The sequence below is a fragment of the Serratia sp. N21D137 genome, from assembly GCF_047530005.1.
Taxonomy (GTDB): Bacteria; Pseudomonadota; Gammaproteobacteria; order Enterobacterales; family Enterobacteriaceae; genus Chania; species Chania fonticola_B.
Genome location: NZ_JBLJAJ010000024.1, coordinates 28,661 through 50,271 on the forward strand (window position 1 = coordinate 28,661; position 21,611 = coordinate 50,271).

The following is a 21,611-nucleotide window of genomic DNA, read 5'->3' on the forward strand; positions in this document are numbered from 1 at the left end:
GCGGCCCGTCTCCCGAACGGAACCGCCGCACTGCCTTGGCCTGAACTCTGTCATTCCCATGCCACTGGCTCGCTGCGTACGAGCCAGTGGCTGACGGATGGGCCGGGTACTACACCAGATTGACGTGCAGGCCTTGTTGCACCAGGACATCTCCCAGGGTGTTGCCGCTTTCAAGGGCGGAGTTGTGGTAAACGTCGAACACTTGGCCATCGACCGTCCGTTGGCCCACCGAGCTCCAGGTGCCGCCTTCGGCCTGGGTCAGATTGACCTGGTCACCGACGCTGCCCTTGATCAGCAGGTTGTCACTGGCCGCATCCTTGACGTTCAGCGCCTCGTGCAGATCCAGCGTGATGCTGTTGGTGCCGCTGGTGCCCAAATCGAAGATATCGATGTGTTGCACCTTCAGGCCCAGCGCCGTCAGATCCAGGTTGAGGTTGTTGCCATCCAGCTCCAGGGTGTCGATACCCGCGCCGCCGTCGATCGACAGGAAGTCGAGGGCGTTGACGTGGATCACATCGTTACCGCTGCTGCCGTGGATGGTGTCGCCGCTGGCAGTAGTGCCATCCGCCAGATTGATGGTGACGCCGCCAATGCTGAAGGTGGTGTCCTCAACCGTGGTAACACCAGCGGTATCAACCGGCAGCGTTGGGTTCACCACCAGCGTGCTGGTGACTGGCTCGCTGGTCTCCGTGGTGGTCTGGGTACTGCTGACCTCGCTGGTTGGCGTGCTGGTTTCTGTCGTGGTGTGTTGCACGGCGGCTACCTGAGCATGCTGTACTGTAGTGAGATCGGTCGCGCTGTCGGTGCTGGTGTTTTCGGAACCCGACGTATCCAGTGACAGCGTTTCGACCGCCGCGTTGGCCGTCAGCAGCAGTGGCAATTCGATACCGGATGTCAGCCCTGCAGAGACGCTAACCCCGTTACCCGCCAGGTCGGTGACCGAAGCTGCCACTACGGTGCCCAACAGAGTAGGGATCAGGTTGAGCACATTTAGACCCTTGAGGGCGTTGGTGGTGTCGAATTTCACCGACCAATGACCGGTGGCGTCTACGGTGCCTAGCAGCGTACTGCCCAGCAAGGTGACGCTGACTTTCGCGCCTTGCTGCACGTTCAGGCTGGTACCGCTGACGGTCAGGCCGTTGGTCAGAATGCCCAGCGCACCCGTCAGAGTCCCTAGAGCATCAATACCCAACAGCGGCAGCGCGTGGATTTTCACCGTAGCGTTGGCGTTGGCCGAGCTGGTGTTACCGTAGCGGTCGGTGACGGTAACGCCGACCGACAATGGCCCATCAGCCAGATTGACCAGGTTCAGGGTAGGAACGCTGACGCTCCATTTCCCGTCGTTGCCTACGGCGGCGGTCAATACCAGTCCCCCCACATTAACGCTGACGCTACCGCCGATGGCGTTGGTGGTGGTGCCGCCGATCAGCTGGTTCAGGTTGGCTTCGCTCAGGTTGAGGAAACCATCGCCAAACAGACTGCCCAGGCTGACGGTCGGCAGGTTGTGGATACCCACACCCAGATCGGCGCTGATGCTGCCGGTTTTTCCTGCGGAGTTGGTGACCGAAACGCCCAGTGACAGATTGCCGTCCAGCAGGCTGGACAGGTTGAGCGGCGTCAGGCTGAGTGACCAGCTACCATCCGCTTTCACCTGGGTGGTGAAGGTATTGCTGCCCAGATGAACCTGAATGGTAGAGCCCGGTGCGTTGGTAGCGTGCCCGCTGATGATCTGGTTGCCGGTCGCTTCCAGCGCATTCAGCAGGCCATCGCCGCCGAACAGCGGATCCAGCGTCAGGGTTGGCAGGGCGTTGATCAGCACGTTGAGCGGGCTGACCTTGCTCACGGTGTTACCTGCCGCATCGGTGAGGCTGGCGGTGACGTTGGTCAGGCCATCCAACAGCCCTTGCAGATCAAGAGCTGGGATCGGCAACTGCCATTTGCCGGTGGCATCGACGCTGGTGGTGTAGGTGTGACTGCCCAGCGTCAGAGTGATGGTGGTCCCGGCCGACACGTTACCAGCGTTGCCGCTCAGGATCTGCGGTGACAGCAGATCGCTCAGATCCAGCGTGCCGTCGCCAAACAGAGGGTTCAGCGTCAGCGTTGGCAGAATGGTCGCCACGTTGAGGCCTACGCTGGCACCGCTGGAGTTACCTGCCGGATCGGTGACCGTGGCGCTGACGATCAGATTGCCCGCCGCCAGATCCGCCAACTGCAGCGGATTGATGGTGGCGCTCCAGCTACCGTCGGCACCGACCGTGGCGTTCAGTTGCAGCGTACCGACCTTGATCACCACCTGGGAACCTGCCGCCGCATTGGTGGTGGTCCCGCTGATGGTCTGGGTCAGCAACGCTTCGGCCGCATTGAGGAAGCCGTCGCCGCCAAACAGCGGGTTCAGCGCCAGCGTTGGCAGCTTGTTGACGATCACATCAATCGCCGTATTCAGCACGCCGGTGTTACCGGAACCATCCAGCACCGAAACGCCAACGTTGATATTGCCGTCCAGCAGGGTATGCAGATCGGCAGGTTGCAGCACCAGACTGAACTTGCCGTCGGCACCGACGGTGGTCAGGAAGTTTTTACCGCCAAGAGAAACCTGCACCTGCGCACCGGCGCTGGCGAAGGCCACGGTACCGCTGACGGTTTGTGCCACCAACGCTTCCGCCGCGTTGAGGAAGCCATCACCGCCAAACAGCGGATCGAGCGTGATCACCGGCAGTTTGACATCCAGCTGTAGCCCGGCGGTGGCGCTGGTGGTGTTACCCACCGAGTCGGTCGCCGAGGCGGTGACGGTAAAGTTACCGTTGCCCAGCCCTTGCAGGATACCGAGGATATCCGGCGTGACGGTGGCGCTCCATTTGCCGCCGTCGCCTACGGTGGCCGTCAGCGTTTGCGAACCGGCAATATCCAGATTGATGGTGGCACCCTTCGCCAGATTGGTGACGGTGCCGCTGATGGTCTGGTTAAGCAGCAGGTCGGCCACGTTGAGGATACCGTCGCCAAAGATCGGATCCAGCACGATATGCGGCAGATTGTGGATGATAGCGGTGATATCGATGTTTTTACTCACCACGTTACCAGCAGAGTCGGTCACCGAGACGCCCAGCGCCAGATTGCCGTCGCTCAGGGCAGCCAGATCCAGCGGTGGGATCGACAGGCTCCAGACACCGCCCGCGCCCACGCTAACGGTATAGGTTTTGGTGCCCAGGCTGACGCTAACGCTGCCGCCGCCGATACCAAGGCCGTTAATCACCCCGCTGATGGTCTGAGACACACCGGCTTCAACCGCATTCAGCAGGCCATCGCCAAAGGCGGTGACCGGGCCGATCACCGGCAGGTTCTGCGTAAGGACATCGATATCGATCAGGTCGTTGACCACGTTGCCGTGGGAATCAACGATTTGCACCTGTATCTGTGCCAGACCGTCACCCAACAGGCTCAGTTGGCTTGGCAGCAGTGAGACGCTCCACTGGCCGTTGCCGCCCACGTTGGCATCCAGCGTTATCCCGGCAACGGTGACATGCACCACCGCACCGTTGTAATCGCCAGTGGCGTTACCGCTGATCACCTGAGTCAGCAGCGATTCGGCCAGGTTCAGCACGCCATCACCGCCAAACAGGGCGTTAACCCCCGCGCCGAGCGTTTTGTTCAACGCCACGTTCAGCGTTACGTCGGTATGGCTGCTGTTGCCAGCGGTGTCGGTCAGCGTGACGCCGATGATCTGCGGCCCATCGGTCAAGCTTTGCAGATTGAGCGACGGCAGCGGAATGCTCCATTTGCCATCCGGGCCAACCACCACGCTGGCGGTCAACGGCCCTAACGTAACGGTGACGGTTTCGCCAATGCCGCCAGTCCCGGTCAATGTCTGGCCGAGCAGGGCTTCTGCCAGCGTCAGGATATTGTCCCCGGTCAGCAGATCGACCGACAGCAGTGGTGCCGTGGTATCGGTAGTAATGACATGCGTTGCTGGCGTGGTGTTGCCTGCCGCGTCGGACAGGGTGGCATTAATGGTGCTACTGCCCTGCGGCAGGTTAACCAGATCTGCCGGTGGCACGTTGACCGACCAGGTGCCGGCTCCACTGACCTGCGCACTGTAGGTTTTGCCGTTCAGCGTGACGGTGACAATGCGGCCCGCTTCCGAAACCGAAGCGGTACCGGAGATCGCCTGGGCGACTGAGCTTTCACTGGCGTTCAACACGTCGTTACCCGCGAAGGTATTGATGGTGAGCGTTGGTGGAATGCGATCGACCAACACGGTTTCACTGGCGGTAAATACCGTTGGCAGTGGTGTCAGCAACGTGGTGCTGGCCGAAACCACGATATTGCCGTCAACCGGGAAGGTCACCACGGTGCTGAAGGTGCCATCCGCCAGGGTGGTCACCGGGATCCCTAGTGGCAAGCCACCAACGATAATGGTGACAACCTGACCAAGCCCGATCCCGCCAACCACTTTACCGGTCAGGTTGATGATCAGCCCAACTTCGCTGGCGTTAACGATGTTATCGCCTGTCACCGGATCGAGAGTGATGATCTGGCCCGGAGGCGTCAGGTTAACGGTGAAGTTGTGGTTGTCGACGGCGACGTTCCCGGCCTGATCGCTGACCTGAGCCGTGATGCTTGGCGTCCCGCTCAGGGCTTTCAGATCGGCAGGCAGGACAGACACGCTCCAACTGCCATCGGCCAACACCACACCGGTATAGGTTTTGCTATTGAGCGTAACGGTCACTTGTTGCCCAACCGCGACGTTGGTGGAGGTACCGGTTATCAACTGTACCGATTGGCTCTCGGCATAGTTGATGATGTTATCCGCCGTAAAGTTACTGATGGTGACAGACGGCAGCGAGTTGACGGAAATATGTACTGAAGAACCGGCCGTGCCCTGGTTGCCAGCGGCATCCGTGGCGGTCACGGTGATGGTATTATCGCCCTCGGCCAGCGCTTTTAACTGCGGAGTAGTCAGCGCCAGGCTCCAGTTGCCGCCGCTGACCTGTGCGGTAAAGGTTTGCGTCCCAATCTTCACGCTGACCGTAGTCGCATCACCTGCGCTGCCTGTGAGAATTTGCCCCAGGTTGGCCTCGGCCAGGTTGAGGAAACCGTCACCGAACGGTGTGTTGATGGTTGGCACCGGTGCAGTGAGATCGCTGGTGAAGTTCAGGCTGCTGCTATTGGTGTTGCCCGCGGCGTCGGTCGCCGTGACGGTCAGCACGTGTGGCCCATCCAGCAAGGTGCTCAGGGTGGCCGCAGGCAGCGGTAACGACCAGTTGCCGTTGATATCAACCTGCGCGTTGTAACTAACGCCATTGACATCGATAACCACTTTCACCGCCTGGCCTGAGCCATTTACCCCGGTGGTGCCGGTGATCGTCAGCGCACCGGCGGCTTCGCTGATGCTCAGCACACCGTCAACGCCAAACGGCGGAACTATGGTAGGAGTCGGCAGCGTCAGCAGGGCATTAACGTCCAGCGGCGCGGTGGTGGCCGTATTGCCGCCACGATCCTCGACGGTGACCTCAATGGTATGTTGCCCGTTGGTGAACACGGCAAGTTGTGCTGCGGTGAGTTGCAGAGACCAGCCACCCAGTCCATCGGCCTGAGCGGTAAAGGTCTGCTGATTTGGCAGGCCTTCGTCCACCGTCACCGTGACGATCTGGCCGCTGCCGATCAGCCCGGTTTTGCCGGTCAGGGTTTGCGTCAGCGCGGCTTCGGCAATATTCAGCAGGCCATCGCCAAAGGGCAGGTCCAGGGTTGGCAACGGCAGCTTGTTGACCAGGATCTCCAGCGCGCCGTTGGTGCTGCTGGTGTTACCCACTGCATCGGTAACCGTCACCGTGATCGGCCAGTTGCCATCCGGCAGGCCGAGCAGGGTGGCACTGTCGAGTGGCAGCGTCCAACTGCCGTCGGCATTTACCGTAGCGGCCAGGTTCAGGCCGTTGACGTTGACCATCACTTTCTGGCCTACGTCGCTGGCAAGCCCGGTGGAACCGGTGAGGGCTCCGCCCAACAAGGCTTCGGCATGGTTGACAATGCCATCGATAAACGGCGTGTCAAACCCGGCCACCGGCAGCCCGGTGAGGATGCTGTCAAAGTCCAACGTCGCGCCGTGGCTGTTGCCGCCTTTATCCGTAGCGACCACGCTGATGGTGTGCGGCCCATCCAACAGTTCCAGCAGATCGGCGGTTGGCAGTGTAACACTCCATTGGCCGTTGTTGCCGACCGTGGCGTTGTAGTCTTTACCGTTGAGGCTGACTACCACCGTTTGACCGTTGCCAATAATGCCGGTGGTGCCGGTCAGCAGCTGATTGACCCCGGCTTCCACCAGGTTCAGTGCGCCGTCGCCAAACGGCAGGTTAATGGTTGGATTCGGCAGGATATGCGACAGGATCTCCAGTGAACCACCGGCGCTGGCAGGGTTACCGGCCGCATCCACGGCGGAGACCACCACCTGCACGGTGCCGTCTGCCAGCAAGGCTAGGGCATTGGCTGGGATCAGCGCGCTCCAGGTACCATCGTTATTCACGATACCGTTCACCACGTAGGTGCCAATCTTGACCAATACCGGGGTGTTAACCAGCAGGTTGGCCGCTGCACCACCGATTGGCGTAGCGATGCCCAGTTCGGCAATATTGAGAATATTGTCACCGAACAGCGGGTTCAACGTCAGTGATGGCAGCGTATGGGTATTGACCGCCACCGTGATGGAGTCTGACACGCCGTTACCTGCGGCGTCGGTGACGCTCACGCCGATGGTCACGCTACCATCCAACAGCCCTTGCAGGATATTGCTTGGGATATTGACGCTCCACGCGCCGGTCGTCGGATCCGCCAGGGCGGTATAAACGTTGGCACCCAGCGTGACGGTAACGGTCAGGCCCGGATCGGTATGCCCGCTCAACACTTGCCCCAGCAGTGCTTCCGCCAGGTTCAGGATGCCGTCACCAGCGAAGATATCGATCTCCAGCAACGGCGGCACGGTATCAACAGTGACGTTATGGGTAGCGCTGGCCGGGTTCTCGGCGATATCGGTCACCGAGGCAGTCACGGTCTGCGAACCTTGCGGCAATGCCTGCACGTCGGCTGATGGCACCGTTGCGCTCCAACTGCCGTCTGCTTGTACCACGGCGGTGTAGGTTTTGCCGTTAAGCAGCACGCTGACCACCTGGCCAGGCTGCACGTGGCTGGATCCCCCGCTGATGATGATGGCAGCTTTCGCCTCATTGGCGTTGATGATGTCATCACCGGCAATCACGTTGACCGACAGCTGTGGCAGATTGCCCGCATCGGTGATCACGGTGAGGTTGTGGTTGGCGGTAGCCTGGTTGCCAGAGGTATCGCTAACCGTGGCGGTGAGGGTGTCTTTACCGTCTGGCAAGGCCCCCACATCCACAGCCGGAACCTGCAGGCTCCAACTGCCGTCCGCTCCGACGATGGCGGTGTAGGTTTTGCCATTGAGCGTTACGGTGACCTGTTGCCCCTGTTCGACGCGCTGGCTACCCCCGCTGATGGTCAGCGGCAGGTTGGATTCCGCCAGGCTGAGGTAGTCATCGCCGGACAGGGTGTTGATGGTCAACAGCGGCGCCTGGGCCGGGTCGGTATCCAGGGTGATGCCGTGGCTGACGCTGCCGGTGTTGCCAGCGGCGTCGGTCAAGGTGGCGGTGATGGAAGAGGCACCGTTCGGCAGGTTAGCCAGATCGCCAGCCGGAATGGTGACGCTCCAACTGCCATCCGCCAGCACCAGCCCGTTATAGGTCAAGCCGTTGATGGTGACTTTCACCACCACTGGCTGGCCGCTGTCGTTGATCGGTGCAGTACCGGTGATTTGCAGCGCTTGCTGGCTTTCGGCGATGTTGATGATGTCATCACCGCTGATGGTGTTGATGGTCAGCACCGGCACGGTCAGATCGACTGTGGCGCTGGAGTTGATGCTGGAGGTATTGCCAGCCACGTCGCCGACGGTGACTCCAATGTTGGTTGGGCCGTCAGGCAGGGCCGCCAGATCGGCACTTGGTACGTTCACGCTCCAGTTGCCGTTGTTATCGACAATGCCGGTATAGGTTTTCCCTCCCAGCACCACGCTGACGGTTTGCCCGCTGCCGCTCACCCCGGTGGTGCCGCTTAGCGTTTGATCGCTGGTGGACTCCGCCTTGTTCAGATAGCCATCACCGAACGGCGTGTTCAGGGTGGCAACCGGCAGGCTGTTGATCAGCACGCCCAACTGCTGCGAACCGGTGACCAGGTTGCCCGCTTCGTCGGTGGCACTGACGGTGACGGTCAGTTTGCCATCGCCCAGGATTGTCAGATCCGCTGAAGGAACGGTTGTCGTCCAACTGCCATCGGCCTGCACTATTGCCTCGTAGAACTTACCGTTCAGTGCAATGGTGACGGTTGCACCGGCGGCAACGTTGGTGGAACTCCCGCTGATGCTGATCCCTGCGGCGGCTTCGATGGCGTTCAACTGGTTATCGCCAGTGATTGGAGCAATCGCCAGGGCGCTCTGGGTGAGATCGACCGTAACATCATGGGTGGCGCTGGCCGGGTTACCGGCTTTATCGGTGACGTCGGCGGTGATCGTTAAGTTACCGTTGGTCAGCAGAGCCAGATCGGCCGTCGGTACGCTGGTGCTCCAGGAACCGTCTGCCTGCACGGTGGCGGTATAGGTTTTGCCATTGAGGGTGATGGAAACGATCTGCCCGGCTTCAACGTTCAGGCTGCTGCCGCTCAGGGTTTGCGTTGCCTGCACCTCGGCACCGTCAATAATATTGTTGCCCGCAAAGGTGCCGATGGTCAGCACCGGTGCGTTCAACGCGCTGGCATCAACCCCGATGGCGTGGGTGACGCTAGTGCTGTTACCGGCGCTATCGGTCAAAGTGGCGACCAGGTTATAGCTGCCATCGGACAGTGCGGTGAGATCGGCGCTTGGCAGTGAAGTGCTCCACGAACCATCAGGCTGAACCACTGCGGTGTAAGTCTTACCGTTCAACGTCAGCGTTACGGTACGACCAGCATCGCCGATGGAGGCGGTGCCTGAGACGGTCTGGTTAAGCAGCACTTCTGCGCTGTTAAGCACGTCATCCCCGGCAATGACGCCGATGGTGAGGGTCGGAGCGACCTTATCGACCACGACGGTGCCACTCAGGGTGTTGCTGTTGCCCGCAGAATCGGTGGCCACAACGTTGAGCAATGGCGTCCCATCCGGCAATGCCTGCAGATCGCCAACCGGAACGGTGACGCTCCAGTTGCCGCTACCGTCCACCGTGGCGGTGTAGGTTTTATCCCCAAGGATCACGGACACGGTTTGCCCCGGCGTGGTAATGCCGGTGGAGCCGGTGATGGTCTGCGGCTGGCCCGCTTCCGTGCCGTTCAGGATGCCATCGCCAAACGGCGTATTGAGGGTGGCGTCTGGCAGGTTATGGATAAATACGCCCAAGGTATGGCTGCTGCTGACCGGGTTACCGGCCTGGTCGACAGCGGAAACGCTCAGGTTGATATTGCCGTCTGCCAACAGCGCCAGATCGGCCGGTGGAACCAGCACACTCCAGGAACCGTCCGCCAGCGTAATGCCGGTGTAGGTTTTGCCGTTCAGCGTTACGGTCACGCTTGCGCCAATGGCCAGATTGAGGCTGCTGCCGCTGATAGCTAATGGCAACAGGCTTTCGGCCAGGTTCAGCTTATCGTCACCGGCAATCACGTCGATGGCGATGCCGCTCAGGGCCGTGTTGACCAGCACGTTGTGCGTTGCTGTAGCCGGGTTGCCGGAAGTATCGCTAACGGTGACGTTAATGGTGCTGTTGCCCTGAGCCAGTTGGCCCAGATCGGCGGCGGATACGCTGGTGCTCCAGGTACCGTCTGCCAGCACGGTGGCGGTGTAGGTTTTGCCATTCAGCGTGATGGTCACCAACTGGCCTGCTTCCACGTGGGTGGTGGTGCCGCTCAGCGTCTGGCTGGTTTTCACCTCTGCGCCGTCGATAATATCGTTACCGGCAAACACATTGATGCTCAGGGTTGGCAGATCCAGCGGATTGGCGTCGATCGTCACGGTATGGGTGACGGTAGTGGTGTTGCCCGCCGCATCGCTCAGGGTGGTGGTTAATGGATAACTGCCATCGCCAATTGCTTGCAGATCGGCGCTTGGGATGGTGGCACTCCAGGTGCCGTCGTTGGCGACTACCCCGGTATAGGACTTACCGTTGAGGGTTATCGTGACGGTACGACCGGCGTCACCGATGGAAGCGGTGCCGGAAACCACCTGGTCGCTGAGGCTTTCCAGGGCGTTAACCTTGTCATCCCCGGCAAACGGCTTGACCGCCAGAGTGGGTGGCACCAGATCGACCTGTGCCGTAGTGCTGCCAGGTACGCTGTTACCCGCGGAGTCCGTAGCGGATACGCTAATGGTATTGCTGCCCGCTGGCAGGTTTTGCAGATCGGCCGATGGGATGGAAACGCTCCAGTTACCGCTGCCATCCACGGTTGCGGTATAGGTTTTGCCACCCAGAGTGACGATCACGCTTTGTCCTGCACCAGGGATGCCTGTGCTGCCGCTCAGCAGTTGTGCCGTGGCGGCTTCAGCCTGATTGAGGAAACCATCGCCAAACGGCAGATTGATGGTTGGCTCTGGCAGGGTATGGATATGCACATCCAGCGAATGACTGTTGCTGACCGGATCGACTCCTGGGTTGGAGACGCTGGCGGTGACCGTGGTCAGGCCGTCTTGCAGGGCCAGCAGATCGGCGCTGTTCACCGATACGCTCCAACTGCCGTTGGCCAGAACGACGCCGGTGTAGGTTTTACCGTTCAAGGTTACGGTAACGGTTTGGCCTGCGTTCACATTGACCGTAGTCCCGCTGATGGTCAGCGGCTGTGAGGCTTCGGTCAGGTTCAGCTTATCGTCGCCGGCAATCAGGTTAATGGCGATGCTTTCCACCGCCGTATCAACGCTGATGGTATGGCTGCCGGTGGCCGGGTTGCCTGCCCGATCGCTGACGCTGGCGGTGATGGTAGCCTGGCCGTTGGCCAACAGCGCCATATCCGCCGCCGGAACGTTAACGCTCCAGCCGCCGCCTACCTGCACGGTGGCGAAGTAGGTTTTGCCGTTCAGGGTTAGCGTCACGGTCTGGCCGACTTCGACATTGGTGGTGGTACCGGACAGGGCCTGAGTGACCAGCGCTTCGGCCCCATTAACGATATCGTCCCCGGCGAATGCGCCGATGCTCAGCGTTGGCAGATTGGCCGGGTTGGCATCGACATTGAGGCTGTGGGTGACGCTGGTGCTGTTGCCAGCCGCGTCGGTGAGGGTAGCGACCAGATTGTGGCTACCGTCGGTGAGCGCTTGCAGATCGGCGGCAGGCAGGCTGGTGCTCCACGATCCATCTGGCTGTACCACGGCGGTGTAAGTCTTGCCGTTCAACGTCAGGGTCACGGTGCGACCCGCATCCGCGACCGAGGCGGTGCCGGACACGGTTTGTGCCACTAGCACTTCTGCGGCGTTCAGCACATCATCCCCGGCAACCAGACCCACGGTGAGGGTAGGCGCAGTTGCATCAACGGTGACGGTGGTGTTCAGCGTATTGCTGTTACCGGCGGCATCGGAGACCACTACGGACAAGGCTGGTGTGCCGTCAGGCAGCGCTTGCAGATCGGTAGAAGGAACGCTGACGCTCCAGTTACCGCTGCCGTCCACGGTGCCGGTGTAGGTTTTACCGCCCAGGGTGACCGTGACGGTCTGCCCTGGCGTGGTGATGCCGGTAGACCCTGTGAGGGTCTGAGGCTGGCCCGCTTCGGCACCGTTCAGAATGCCGTCGCCAAACGGCGTATTCAGGGTAGCTTCTGGCAGGCTATGGGTAAAGACGCCCAGGTTGTGGCTGTCGCTGACCGGGTTACCGGCCTGATCGGTGGCAGTGACGGTCACGGTAGCGGTGCCATCGGCCAGCAATGCCAAGTCGGCGGCAGGTACGGAGACGCTCCAGGAACCATCAGCCAGTGTGGTGCCGGTGTAGGTTTTACCGTTCAAGGTCACGGTAACCGTGGCGCCGACGGCCAGATTGGTACTGCTACCGCTGATTGCCAACGGCAGTTGGCTTTCCGCCAGGTTGAGTTTGTCATCACCGGCGATCACGGCAATCGACAGCCCGCTGAGGTCGGTATCGACGGTCGCCTCATGACTGCCGCTGGCCGGGTTACCTGCAGTGTCGTTGACGGTGGCGGTAATGGTGGTCTGGCCGTTGGCCAACAACGCCAGGTCGGCAGCCGGTACGCTGGTGCTCCAGGAGCCATCGGCCAGTACGGTGGCTGTGTAGGTTTTACCGTTCAGCGTAATGGTCACGATCTGGCCCGCTTCCACATGGGTGGAGGTGCCTGACAGGGTCTGAGCGGTTTTCACTTCCGCGCCGTCGATGATGTCGTTACCGGCAAATACACCGATGCTGACGGTTGGCAGGTTGGCCGGGTTGGCGTCGACATTGATGCTGTGGGTGACGCTGGTGCTGTTGCCAGCCGCATCGATGAGGATTGCCACCAGATTGTGGCTACCGTCGCTGAGCGCCTGCAGATCGGCAGCGGGTACGCTGGTGCTCCACGAACCATCCGGCTGCACCACGGCGGTGTAGGTTTTGCCGTTCAAGGTCAGGGTCACGGTGCGACCCGCATCCGCGATCGAGGCGCTGCCGGAGACGCTCTGTGCCACCAGCACTTCGGCGGCGTTCAGCACATCATCGCCAGCAATCAGGCCCACGGTGAGGGTAGGCGCGGTTGCATCGACGGTGACGGTGGTATTCAGCGTATTGCTGTTACCTGCGCTGTCAGTAACCGTAACGGTCAAGGCTGGCGTGCCGTCTGGCAGCGCTTGCAGATCGGCAGAAGGGACGCTGACGTTCCAGTTGCCGCTGCCATCTACGGTGCCAGTATAGGTTTTACCGCCCAGGGTCACGGTAACGGTCTGCCCCGGCGTGGTGATGCCGGTAGACCCCGTGATGGTTTGCGGCTGACCCGCTTCTGCGCCATTCAGAATGCCATCGCCAAACGGCGTGTTCAGGGTGGCGTCTGGCAGGCTATGGATAAACACGCCCAGATCGTGGCTGCCGCTGACCGGGTTACCGGCCTGATCGACGGCGGTGACGGTCACGGTGGCGGTGCCATCGGCCAGCAACGCCAAGTCGGCGGCAGGCACGGTGACGCTCCAGGAACCGTCTGCCAACGTGGTACCGGTGTAGGTTTTACCATTGAGCGTGACTGTCACGGTTGTCCCCGTGGCCAGGTTGGCACTGCCGCCGTTGATGGTGAGTGGCAGCAGGCTTTCGGCCAGATTCAGCTTGTCGTCACCGGCAATCACGGCAATCGACAGGCCGCTGAGGTTGGTGTCGACGGTCACGTCATGGCTGGCACTGGCCGGGTTCCCGGCACTGTCGCTGACGGTGGCGGTAATGGTGGTCTGGCCGTTGGCCAGCAGTGCCAGATCGGCAGCCGGTACGCTGGTGCTCCAGGAGCCATCGGCCAGCACGGTAGCGGTGTAGGTTTTGCCGTTCAGGGTAATAGTGACGGTCTGGCCCGCTTCCACATGGGCAGTGGTGCCAGACAGGGTTTGAGCGGTCTTCACCTCTGCGCCGTCGATAATGTCATTACCAGCAAATACACCGACGCTGATGGTCGGCAGGTTGGCCGGGTTGGCATCGACGTTGATGCCGTGGGTGACGCTGGTGCTGTTGCCCGCAGTATCGGTGAGGGTAGCGACCAGGTTATGGCTACCGTCGCTGAGCGCCTGCAGATCGGCGGCGGGCAGTGACGCACTCCACGAACCATCCGGTTGCACCACGGCGGTGTAGGTTTTGCCGTTCAAGGTCAGGATGACGGTGCGGCCAGCATCACCAATTGAGGCGGTGCCGGATACGGTTTGTGCCACCAGCACTTCGGCGGCGTTGAGCACATCATCGCCAGCAATCAGGCCCACGGTCAGGGTTGGCGCGGTTGCATCGACGGTGACGGTGGTATTCAGCGTATTGCTGTTGCCAGCGGCATCGGTGACCACTACAGACAAGGCCGGTGTACCGTCTGGCAGCGCTTGCAGATCGGCAGTAGGGACGGTGACGCTCCAGTTGCCGTTGGCATCCACGGTGCCGGTATAGGTTTTACTGCCCAAGGTGACGGTAACGGTCTGCCCCGGCGTGGTGATGCCGGTGGAGCCCGTGATGGTCTGCTGTTGGCCCGCTTCCGTGCCGTTCAGGATGCCATCGCCAAACGGCGTGTTCAGGGTGGCGTCCGGCAGAGTGTGGATAAACACGCCCAGATTATGGCTATTGCTGACCAGGTTGCCGCCCTGATCGACGGCGCTGACGCTGACGGTGGCGGTGCCATCGGCCAGCAGCGCTAAATCGGCGGCTGGGACCTGAACGCTCCAGGAACCGTCTGGCAGGGTTAGGCCGATGTAAATCTTGCCATTCAGCGTCACGGTGACGATGGCACCAAGCGGCAGGTTGGCGCTGTCGCCGGAGATCGTCAGCGGCTGCAGACTTTCGGCCAGATTCAGTTTGTCATCTCCTGCGATCACGGAGATGGACAGCCCACTGAGATTGGTATTGACGGTCACGTCATGACTGGCGTTGGCCGGGTTACCGGCGCTGTCGCTGACGGTGGCGGTGATGGTGGTCTGGCCGTTAGCCAACAGTGCCAGGTCGGCAGCCGGTACGCTGGTGCTCCAGGAGCCATCGGCCAGCACGGTAGCGGTGTAAGTTTTGCCGTTCAGCGTGATGGTGACGGTCTGGCCCGCTTCCACATGGGTGGTGGTACCGGTCAGGGTCTGAGCGGTCTTCACCTCTGCGCCGTCGATAATGTCGTTACCGGCGAACACGTTGATGCCGAGCGTCGGCAGGTTGGCCGGGTTGGCATCCACACCGAGGACATGGGTCGTGCTGGTGCTGTTACCCGCGGCATCGGTGAGGGTAGCGACCAGGTTATGGCTACCATCGCTAAGCGCTTGCAGATCGGCGGCGGGCAGGCTGGTGCTCCACGATCCATCTGGTTGCACCACGGCGGTGTAGGTTTTGCCATTCAAGGTCAGGGTGACGGTGCGGCCCGCATCGGCGACCGAGGCGGTACCGGACACGGTCTGCGCCACCTGTACTTCCGCGGCATTCAACACATCATCCCCAGCCACTACGTTAACGGTGAGGGTTGGGGCAGTCTCATCGACGGTAACGGTGGTGTTCAGCGTATTGCTGTTACCGGCGGCATCCGTAACGGTTACGGACAGGGTAGGCGTGCCGTCTGGCAGCGCTTGCAGATCGGCTGCCGGAATGGTGGCGCTCCAGTTGCCGCTGGCATCCACGGTGCCGGTGTAGGTTTTTCCGCCCAGGGTGACGGTAACGGTCTGCCCCGGCGTGGTGATGCCGGTAGACCCCGTGATGGTTTGTGGCTGACCCGCTTCTGCGCCATTCAGAATGCCATCGCCAAACGGTGTGTTTAGGGTGGCGGTTGGCAGACTATGGATAAACACGCCCAGATCGTGGTTGCCGCTGACCGGATTACCGGCCTGGTCGACGGCGGTGACGGTCACGGTGGTGGTGCCATCGGCCAGTAAGGCCAAGTCGGCGGCAGGCACGGAGACGCTCCAGGAACCGTCTGCCAGCGTGGTGCCGGTGTAGGTTTTACCGTTCAAGGTCACGGTAACCGTAGTCCCGACGGCCAGGTTCTGGCTGTTGCCATTGATCGCCAGCGGCAGCTGGCTTTCCGCCAGGCTGAGTTTGTCATCACCGGCAATGACGGCGATAGACAGCCCGCTGAGGTCGGTATCGACGGTCACGTCATGGCTGGCGCTGGCCGGGTTCCCGGCGCTGTCGCTGACGGTGGCGGTAATGGTGGTCTGGCCGTTGGCCAGCAGCGCCAGATCGGCAGCCGGTACGCTGGTGCTCCAGGAACCGTCTGCCAGCACGGTGGCGGTGTAGGTTTTGCCGTTCAGGGTGATGGTGACGGTCTGGCCCGCTTCCACCTGGGTGGTGGTACCGGTCAGGGTTTGGGCGGTTTTCACCTCTGCGCCATCGACAATGTCGTTACCGGCGAAGATGCCGATGCTGACGGTTGGCAGATTGGCCGGGTTGGCGTCGACGTTGATGTTGTGGGTGACGCTGGTGCTGTTGCCCGCCGCATCGGTGAGGGTAGCGACCAGATTGTGGCTACCGTCGGCCAGGGCGGCGAGGTCGGCCGCAGGCAGGCTGGTGCTCCATGAACCATCTGGCTGCACCACGGCGGTGTAGGTTTTACCGTTCAAGGTCAGGGTCACGGTGCGGCCCGCATCGGCCACGGAAGCGGTGCCAGACACGGTCTGTGCCACCAGCACTTCGGCGGCGTTCAGCACATCATCGCCAGCAATCAGGCCCACGGTCAGAGTTGGTGCCGTCGTATCGACGGTAACGGTGGTGTTCAACGTATTGCTGTTGCCCGCCGCATCGGTGACCGTGACGGTCAAGGCTGGCGTGCCGTCTGGCAGCGCTTGCAGATCGGCAGAAGGGACGCTGACGCTCCAGTTGCCGTTGGCATCCACGGTACCGGTATAGGTTTTACCGCCGAGTGAGACGGTGACGGTTTGGCCTGGCGTGGTGATACCTGTGGTGCCAGTGAGGGTCTGTGGTTGACCCGCTTCCGTGCCATTCAGGATGCCATCGCCAAACGGTGTGTTCAGGGTGGCTTCTGGCAGGGTGTGGGTAAAGACGCCCAGGTTGTGGCTATCGCTAACCGGATTACCGGCCTGATCGACGGCGCTGACGGTCACGGTGGCGGTACCATCGGCCAGCAAGGCCAGATCGGCCGCAGGCACGGTGACGCTCCAGGAGCCGTCTGCCAGCGTGGTGCCGGTGTAGGTTTTACCGTTCAGGGTGACAGTAACCGTAGTCCCGACGGCCAGGTTGGCGCTGCTGCCGTTAATGGCCAGCGGCAGCTGGCTTTCCGCCAGGCTGAGTTTGTCATCACCGGCAATGACGGCGATAGACAGCCCGCTGAGGTCGGTGTCGACGGTCACGTCATGGCTGGCACTGGCCGGGTTCCCGGCGCTGTCGCTGACGGTGGCGGTAATGGTGGTCTGGCCGTTGGCCAGCAGCGCCAGATCCGCAGCCGGTACGCTGGTGCTCCAGGAACCGTCTGCTAGCACGGTGGCGGTGTAGGTTTTGCCGTTCAGGGTGATGGTGACGGTCTGGCCCGCTTCCACATGGGTGGTGGTACCGGTCAGAGTCTGAGCGGTTTTCACCTCTGCGCCGTCGACAATGTCGTTACCGGCGAACACGCCGATGCTGAGCGTTGGCAGATTGGCCGGGTTAGCGTCGACGTTGATGCCGTGGGTGACGCTGGTGCTGTTGCCTGCCGCATCGGTGAGGGTAGCGACCAGGTTATGGCTGCCGTCGCTAAGCGCTTGCAGATCGGCGGCAGGCAGGCTGGTGCTCCATGAACCGTCTGGCTGCACCACGGCGGTGTAGGTTTTACCGTTCAAGGTCAGGGTGACGGTGCGGCCCGCATCGGCAACGGACGCAGTGCCGGAAACGGTCTGCACCACCAGCACCTCAGCAGCGTTGAGGATATCGTCGCCTGCGATGGTGTTGATGGTGAGGGTTGGCGCGGTCTCATCGACGGTGACGGTGGTGTTCAGCGTATTGCTATTGCCCGCCGCATCGGTGACCGTGACGCTCAAGGCCGGCGTGCCGTCTGGCAATGCTTGCAGATCGGCCGCAGGAATGGTGATGCTCCAGTTGCCGTTGGCATCCACGGTGCCGGTATAGGTTTTACCGCCCAGGGTGACCGTGACGGTTTGCCCTGGCGTGGTGATGCCAGTCGTCCCAGTCAATGTCTGCGGTTGGCCCGCCTCTGCGCCGTTCAGGATGCCATCGCCAAACGGCGTGTTCAGGGTGACGTCCGGCAGGCCATGGATAAATACGTCCAGGTTGTGGCTGTCGCTAACCGGGTTACCGGCCTGATCGACGGCGCTCACTGTCACGGAGGCGGAACCATCGGCCAGCAACGCCAGATCGGCGGCAGGCACGGTGACGCTCCAGGAGCCGTTCGCCAGGGTAGTGCCGGTGTAGGTTTTACCGTTCAGGGTCAGGGTGACCGTAGTTCCGACGGCCAGGTTGGCACTGCTGCCGCTGATGACCAATGGAGACTGACTTTCTGCCAGGCTGAGTTTGTCATCACCGGCAATGACGGCGATAGACAGCCCGCTCAGGCTGGTGTCGACGGTCACGTCATGGCTGGCACTGGCCGGGTTCCCGGCGCTGTCGTTGACGGTGGCGGTGATGGTGGTCTGGCCGTTGGTCAGCAGCGCCAGATCGGCAGCCGGTACGCTGGTGCTCCAGGAACCGTCTGCCAGCACGGTGGCGGTGTAGGTTTTGCCGTTTAGTGTGATGGTGACGGTCTGGCCCGCTTCCACATGAGTGGTGGTACCGGTCAGGGTCTGAGCGGTTTTCACCTCTGCGCCGTCTACAATGTCGTTACCGGCGAACACGCCGATGCTGAGCGTTGGCAGATTGGCCGGGTTGGCGTCGACGTTGATGCCGTGGGTGACGCTGGTGCTGTTGCCTGCCGCATCGGTGAGGGTGGCGACCAGATTATGGTTGCCGTCGGCCAGAGCGGCGAGGTCAGCTGCTGGCAGTGAAGCGCTCCAGGTGCCGTCCGCTTGTACCACAGCGGTGTAGGTCTTGCCGTTCAAGGTCAGGGTGACGGTGCGGCCCGCATCGGCAACGGACGCAGTGCCGGAGACGGTCTGCGCCACCAGCACCTCAGCAGCGTTGAGGATATCGTCGCCCGCGATGGTGTTGATGGTGAGGGTTGGCGCGGTCTCATCGACGGTGACGGTGGTGTTCAGCGTATTGCTGTTGCCCGCCGCATCGGTAACCGTGATGGTCAAGGCCGGCGTGCCGTCTGGCAACGCTTGCAGATCGGCGGCAGGGATGGTGACGCTCCAATGGCCGCTGCCATCCACGGTGCCGGTATAGGTTTTACCGCCCAGGGTGATGGTGATGGTCTGGCCCGGGCTGGTGATGCCGGTGGTGCCGGTAAGCGTCTGTGGCTGACCCGCTTCTGCGCCATTCAGGATGCCATCACCAAACGGCGTGTCCAGAGTCACCGCAGGCAAATCATGAGTGTAAACATCCAGATTGTGCGTGGTGGTCACGGTAGAACCATCGTTGCCTGTCACGCTGGCAGAAATGGTGTTGCTGCCTTCGGCCAGCAGTTGCAGATCGGCGCTAGGCACCTGCAATGTCCAACTGCCGTCTGCCAATACCAGCGCGGTATAGGTTTTGCCATTGAGCGTGACGGTAACGGTAGCCCCGGTGGCGACGTTGGCCGTGGTGCCGCTGATGGCAAGAGGAAGCCCGGCTTCGACGGCGTTGAGTTTATCGTCTGAAGAGACAATACCGATATTGATTGCCGAAGCATTGCTGTCTACGGTGATCACTTGTGGGGCGGTAGTGGTGGTATTGCCTGCCTGATCGCTGAGCGTGGCGATCATCTGATAGCTACCGTCGATCAACGCGGCCATATCCGCGGCTGGCACGCTGATGCTCCATTTGCCATCGGCACCTACGATGCCGGTATAGGTTTTACCATTGAAGGAAACGCTGACCACCTGCCCAGCCTCGCTGACGGAAGCGGTGCCGGTGATGTTTTGCGCCGATTTTTGCTCGTCGACGGTGATCAAATCGTCGCCGGTAAATTTATCCAACGTCAGCACCGGTGGCACGGTATCTACCTGCAAGTGCTCCGTCACGGTAGTGCTGTTGCCTGCGGCGTCGGTAGCCGTCACGTTGAGGGTATTATCCCCTTGAGCCAACGCCTGCAGGTCTGCGGCAGGCAGTACCAGGCTCCACTTGCCATCCCCGCCAGTGACTGTCGTGTAGGTTTTACCATTCAGGGTAACGACAATGGTCTGGCCAGGATTGCTGGTGCCGCTCAGGGTCTGTGATGTTTGCGCCTCGGCGGCGTTGAGTACGTCGTCTCCGGCCAGTTTGTTGACGGTCAGCACCGGGGCGGTCAAATCGACGGTGATGTTCTCATGCGCATTGGCGCTTTGGCCTGCTTTGTCGGTGACGGTGGCATTGAGCGTGATCGAGCCATTGGCCAGCGCGGCCAGATCGGCGGCAGGCAGTGAAAGCGACCAACTGCCATCGCCTTGAACCACTGCGCTATAGGTTTTGCCGTTCAAGGTGATGGTAACGGTTTGCCCTGCTTGAACATTTTGCGTATGGCCGCTCAGCGTTTGGGTGCTTTTCGCTTCGTTGGCGTTGATTACGTTATCGCCGGTCAGGGCGTTAATCGTGATCTGCGGGGTAGGATTAACTACGGTGGTATCAACCGAGATCTGATGATCGACCGTGGTTTGGTTGCCCACTTTATCGACGGAGGTCACGATTAACTCGTAGTTACCGTTTTTCAGCAAAGCCAGATCTGCCGCAGGCAGTTGCAGGCTCCATTTGCCGTCGCTACCCACCGTCGTGGTGTAGGTTTTACCGTTCAGGGTAATGGTAATTGTCAGCCCGACCTCGCCGGTACCGCTCAGCGCCTGCGCCGCTTTTAACTCGGCACCGGTCAGGTGGTCATCGCCAGTCAGCTTGTTGACGGTCAAGACAGGCGGGGTGGTATCGACCAGTACGCTGATCGTTTTTTCGACGCTGATCCCATCCTGGTTAGTCAGTTTAACCGTCAGTTGATAATTGCCGTCTTTTAGGCCAGCAAGCGCAGCGGAGCTGAAATCAAAGCTCCACTTGCCATCGGCCCCGACGGTAGTGGTGTAACTTTTGCCGTTGAGCGTCAGCGTGATGGTCACGCCTGCGGCAACGCCGGTGGTCAGGCCGCTCAGTAACTGGGCAATTTTAACTTCACTGGCGTTGAGAACGTTGTCCTGACCCAGTTTTCCTACGGTCAGGGTAGGTTGTTCTGGTGGTACGGACGGTTCGTCATTGTTGTGGTCGTTCTTCCCCGTCCCGGTAGCTATGGCGACGCCAGCCCCCAGCGCCAGGCCGGCTAGAATGGCGGCGATGGCACCGTTGGATAAATCATGGTTGCCAATTAGCAGAGGTGAAACGTCAGACAGTGATTCAAACTGCGGCGTGATCAGCATTGGTTCAGTGGTAGCGGCGGTTGCCGGGAATATCGCGTGCTGGATGGCGCCATTGCCATCATCAAACACCAATTCGCTGTGTTTACCGTCGGCGTCCACTTCAAAGAAGCTCTGATAACGTACCGTGGTGCCATCTTTCATATGCACGATCAGGTCGTTACCTTGGCGTTCATAGCTGCTCACCAAAGCCTGAGTACCATGGATCCGCACAATACTGCTTTGTGTGAGGCTGACGGAACGGGTACCGGTTGCTACGTCAGCGATTTTCGCGCCGCCATGACGAGCAATAATATCAACAGCCCCAAGGGTAAAATTGGATTGTGCCATGTGGTTAGCCTCTGAACGCCAAAGTTAATTTGCATAGCGCGCCAAAGCCGTTTGTGTGGCTTTTGTAGGCGCGCTGGAATGCCCGAGGGGGTGCCCTAGAGCTAAATTTAACCTGGTGTTTAGATGACTAATTAATACAAAGTTAACACTAAACTCATCCCTGAAAGGGTTTTAAGATTAATCTTCCTAATTTATCCGTGAG

At 60.8% G+C, this 21,611-nt stretch carries 1 protein-coding gene; it reads right to left on the bottom strand.

Features of this window, described 5'->3' with window-relative positions:
- Positions 1-109 precede the first annotated feature (109 nt).
- Positions 110-21,409 (bottom strand): Ig-like domain-containing protein, encoded by a 21,300-nt coding sequence (locus ACMV5H_RS17980; protein WP_414822245.1) that lies wholly within the window; start codon positions 21,407-21,409, stop codon positions 110-112.
- Positions 21,410-21,611 lie beyond the last annotated feature (202 nt).

Excerpts from the sequence above, each read along its gene's own strand:
- ACMV5H_RS17980 (WP_414822245.1), bottom strand. The coding sequence starts at position 21,409 with ATGGCACAATCCAATTTTACCCTTGGGGCTGTTGATATTATTGCTCGT.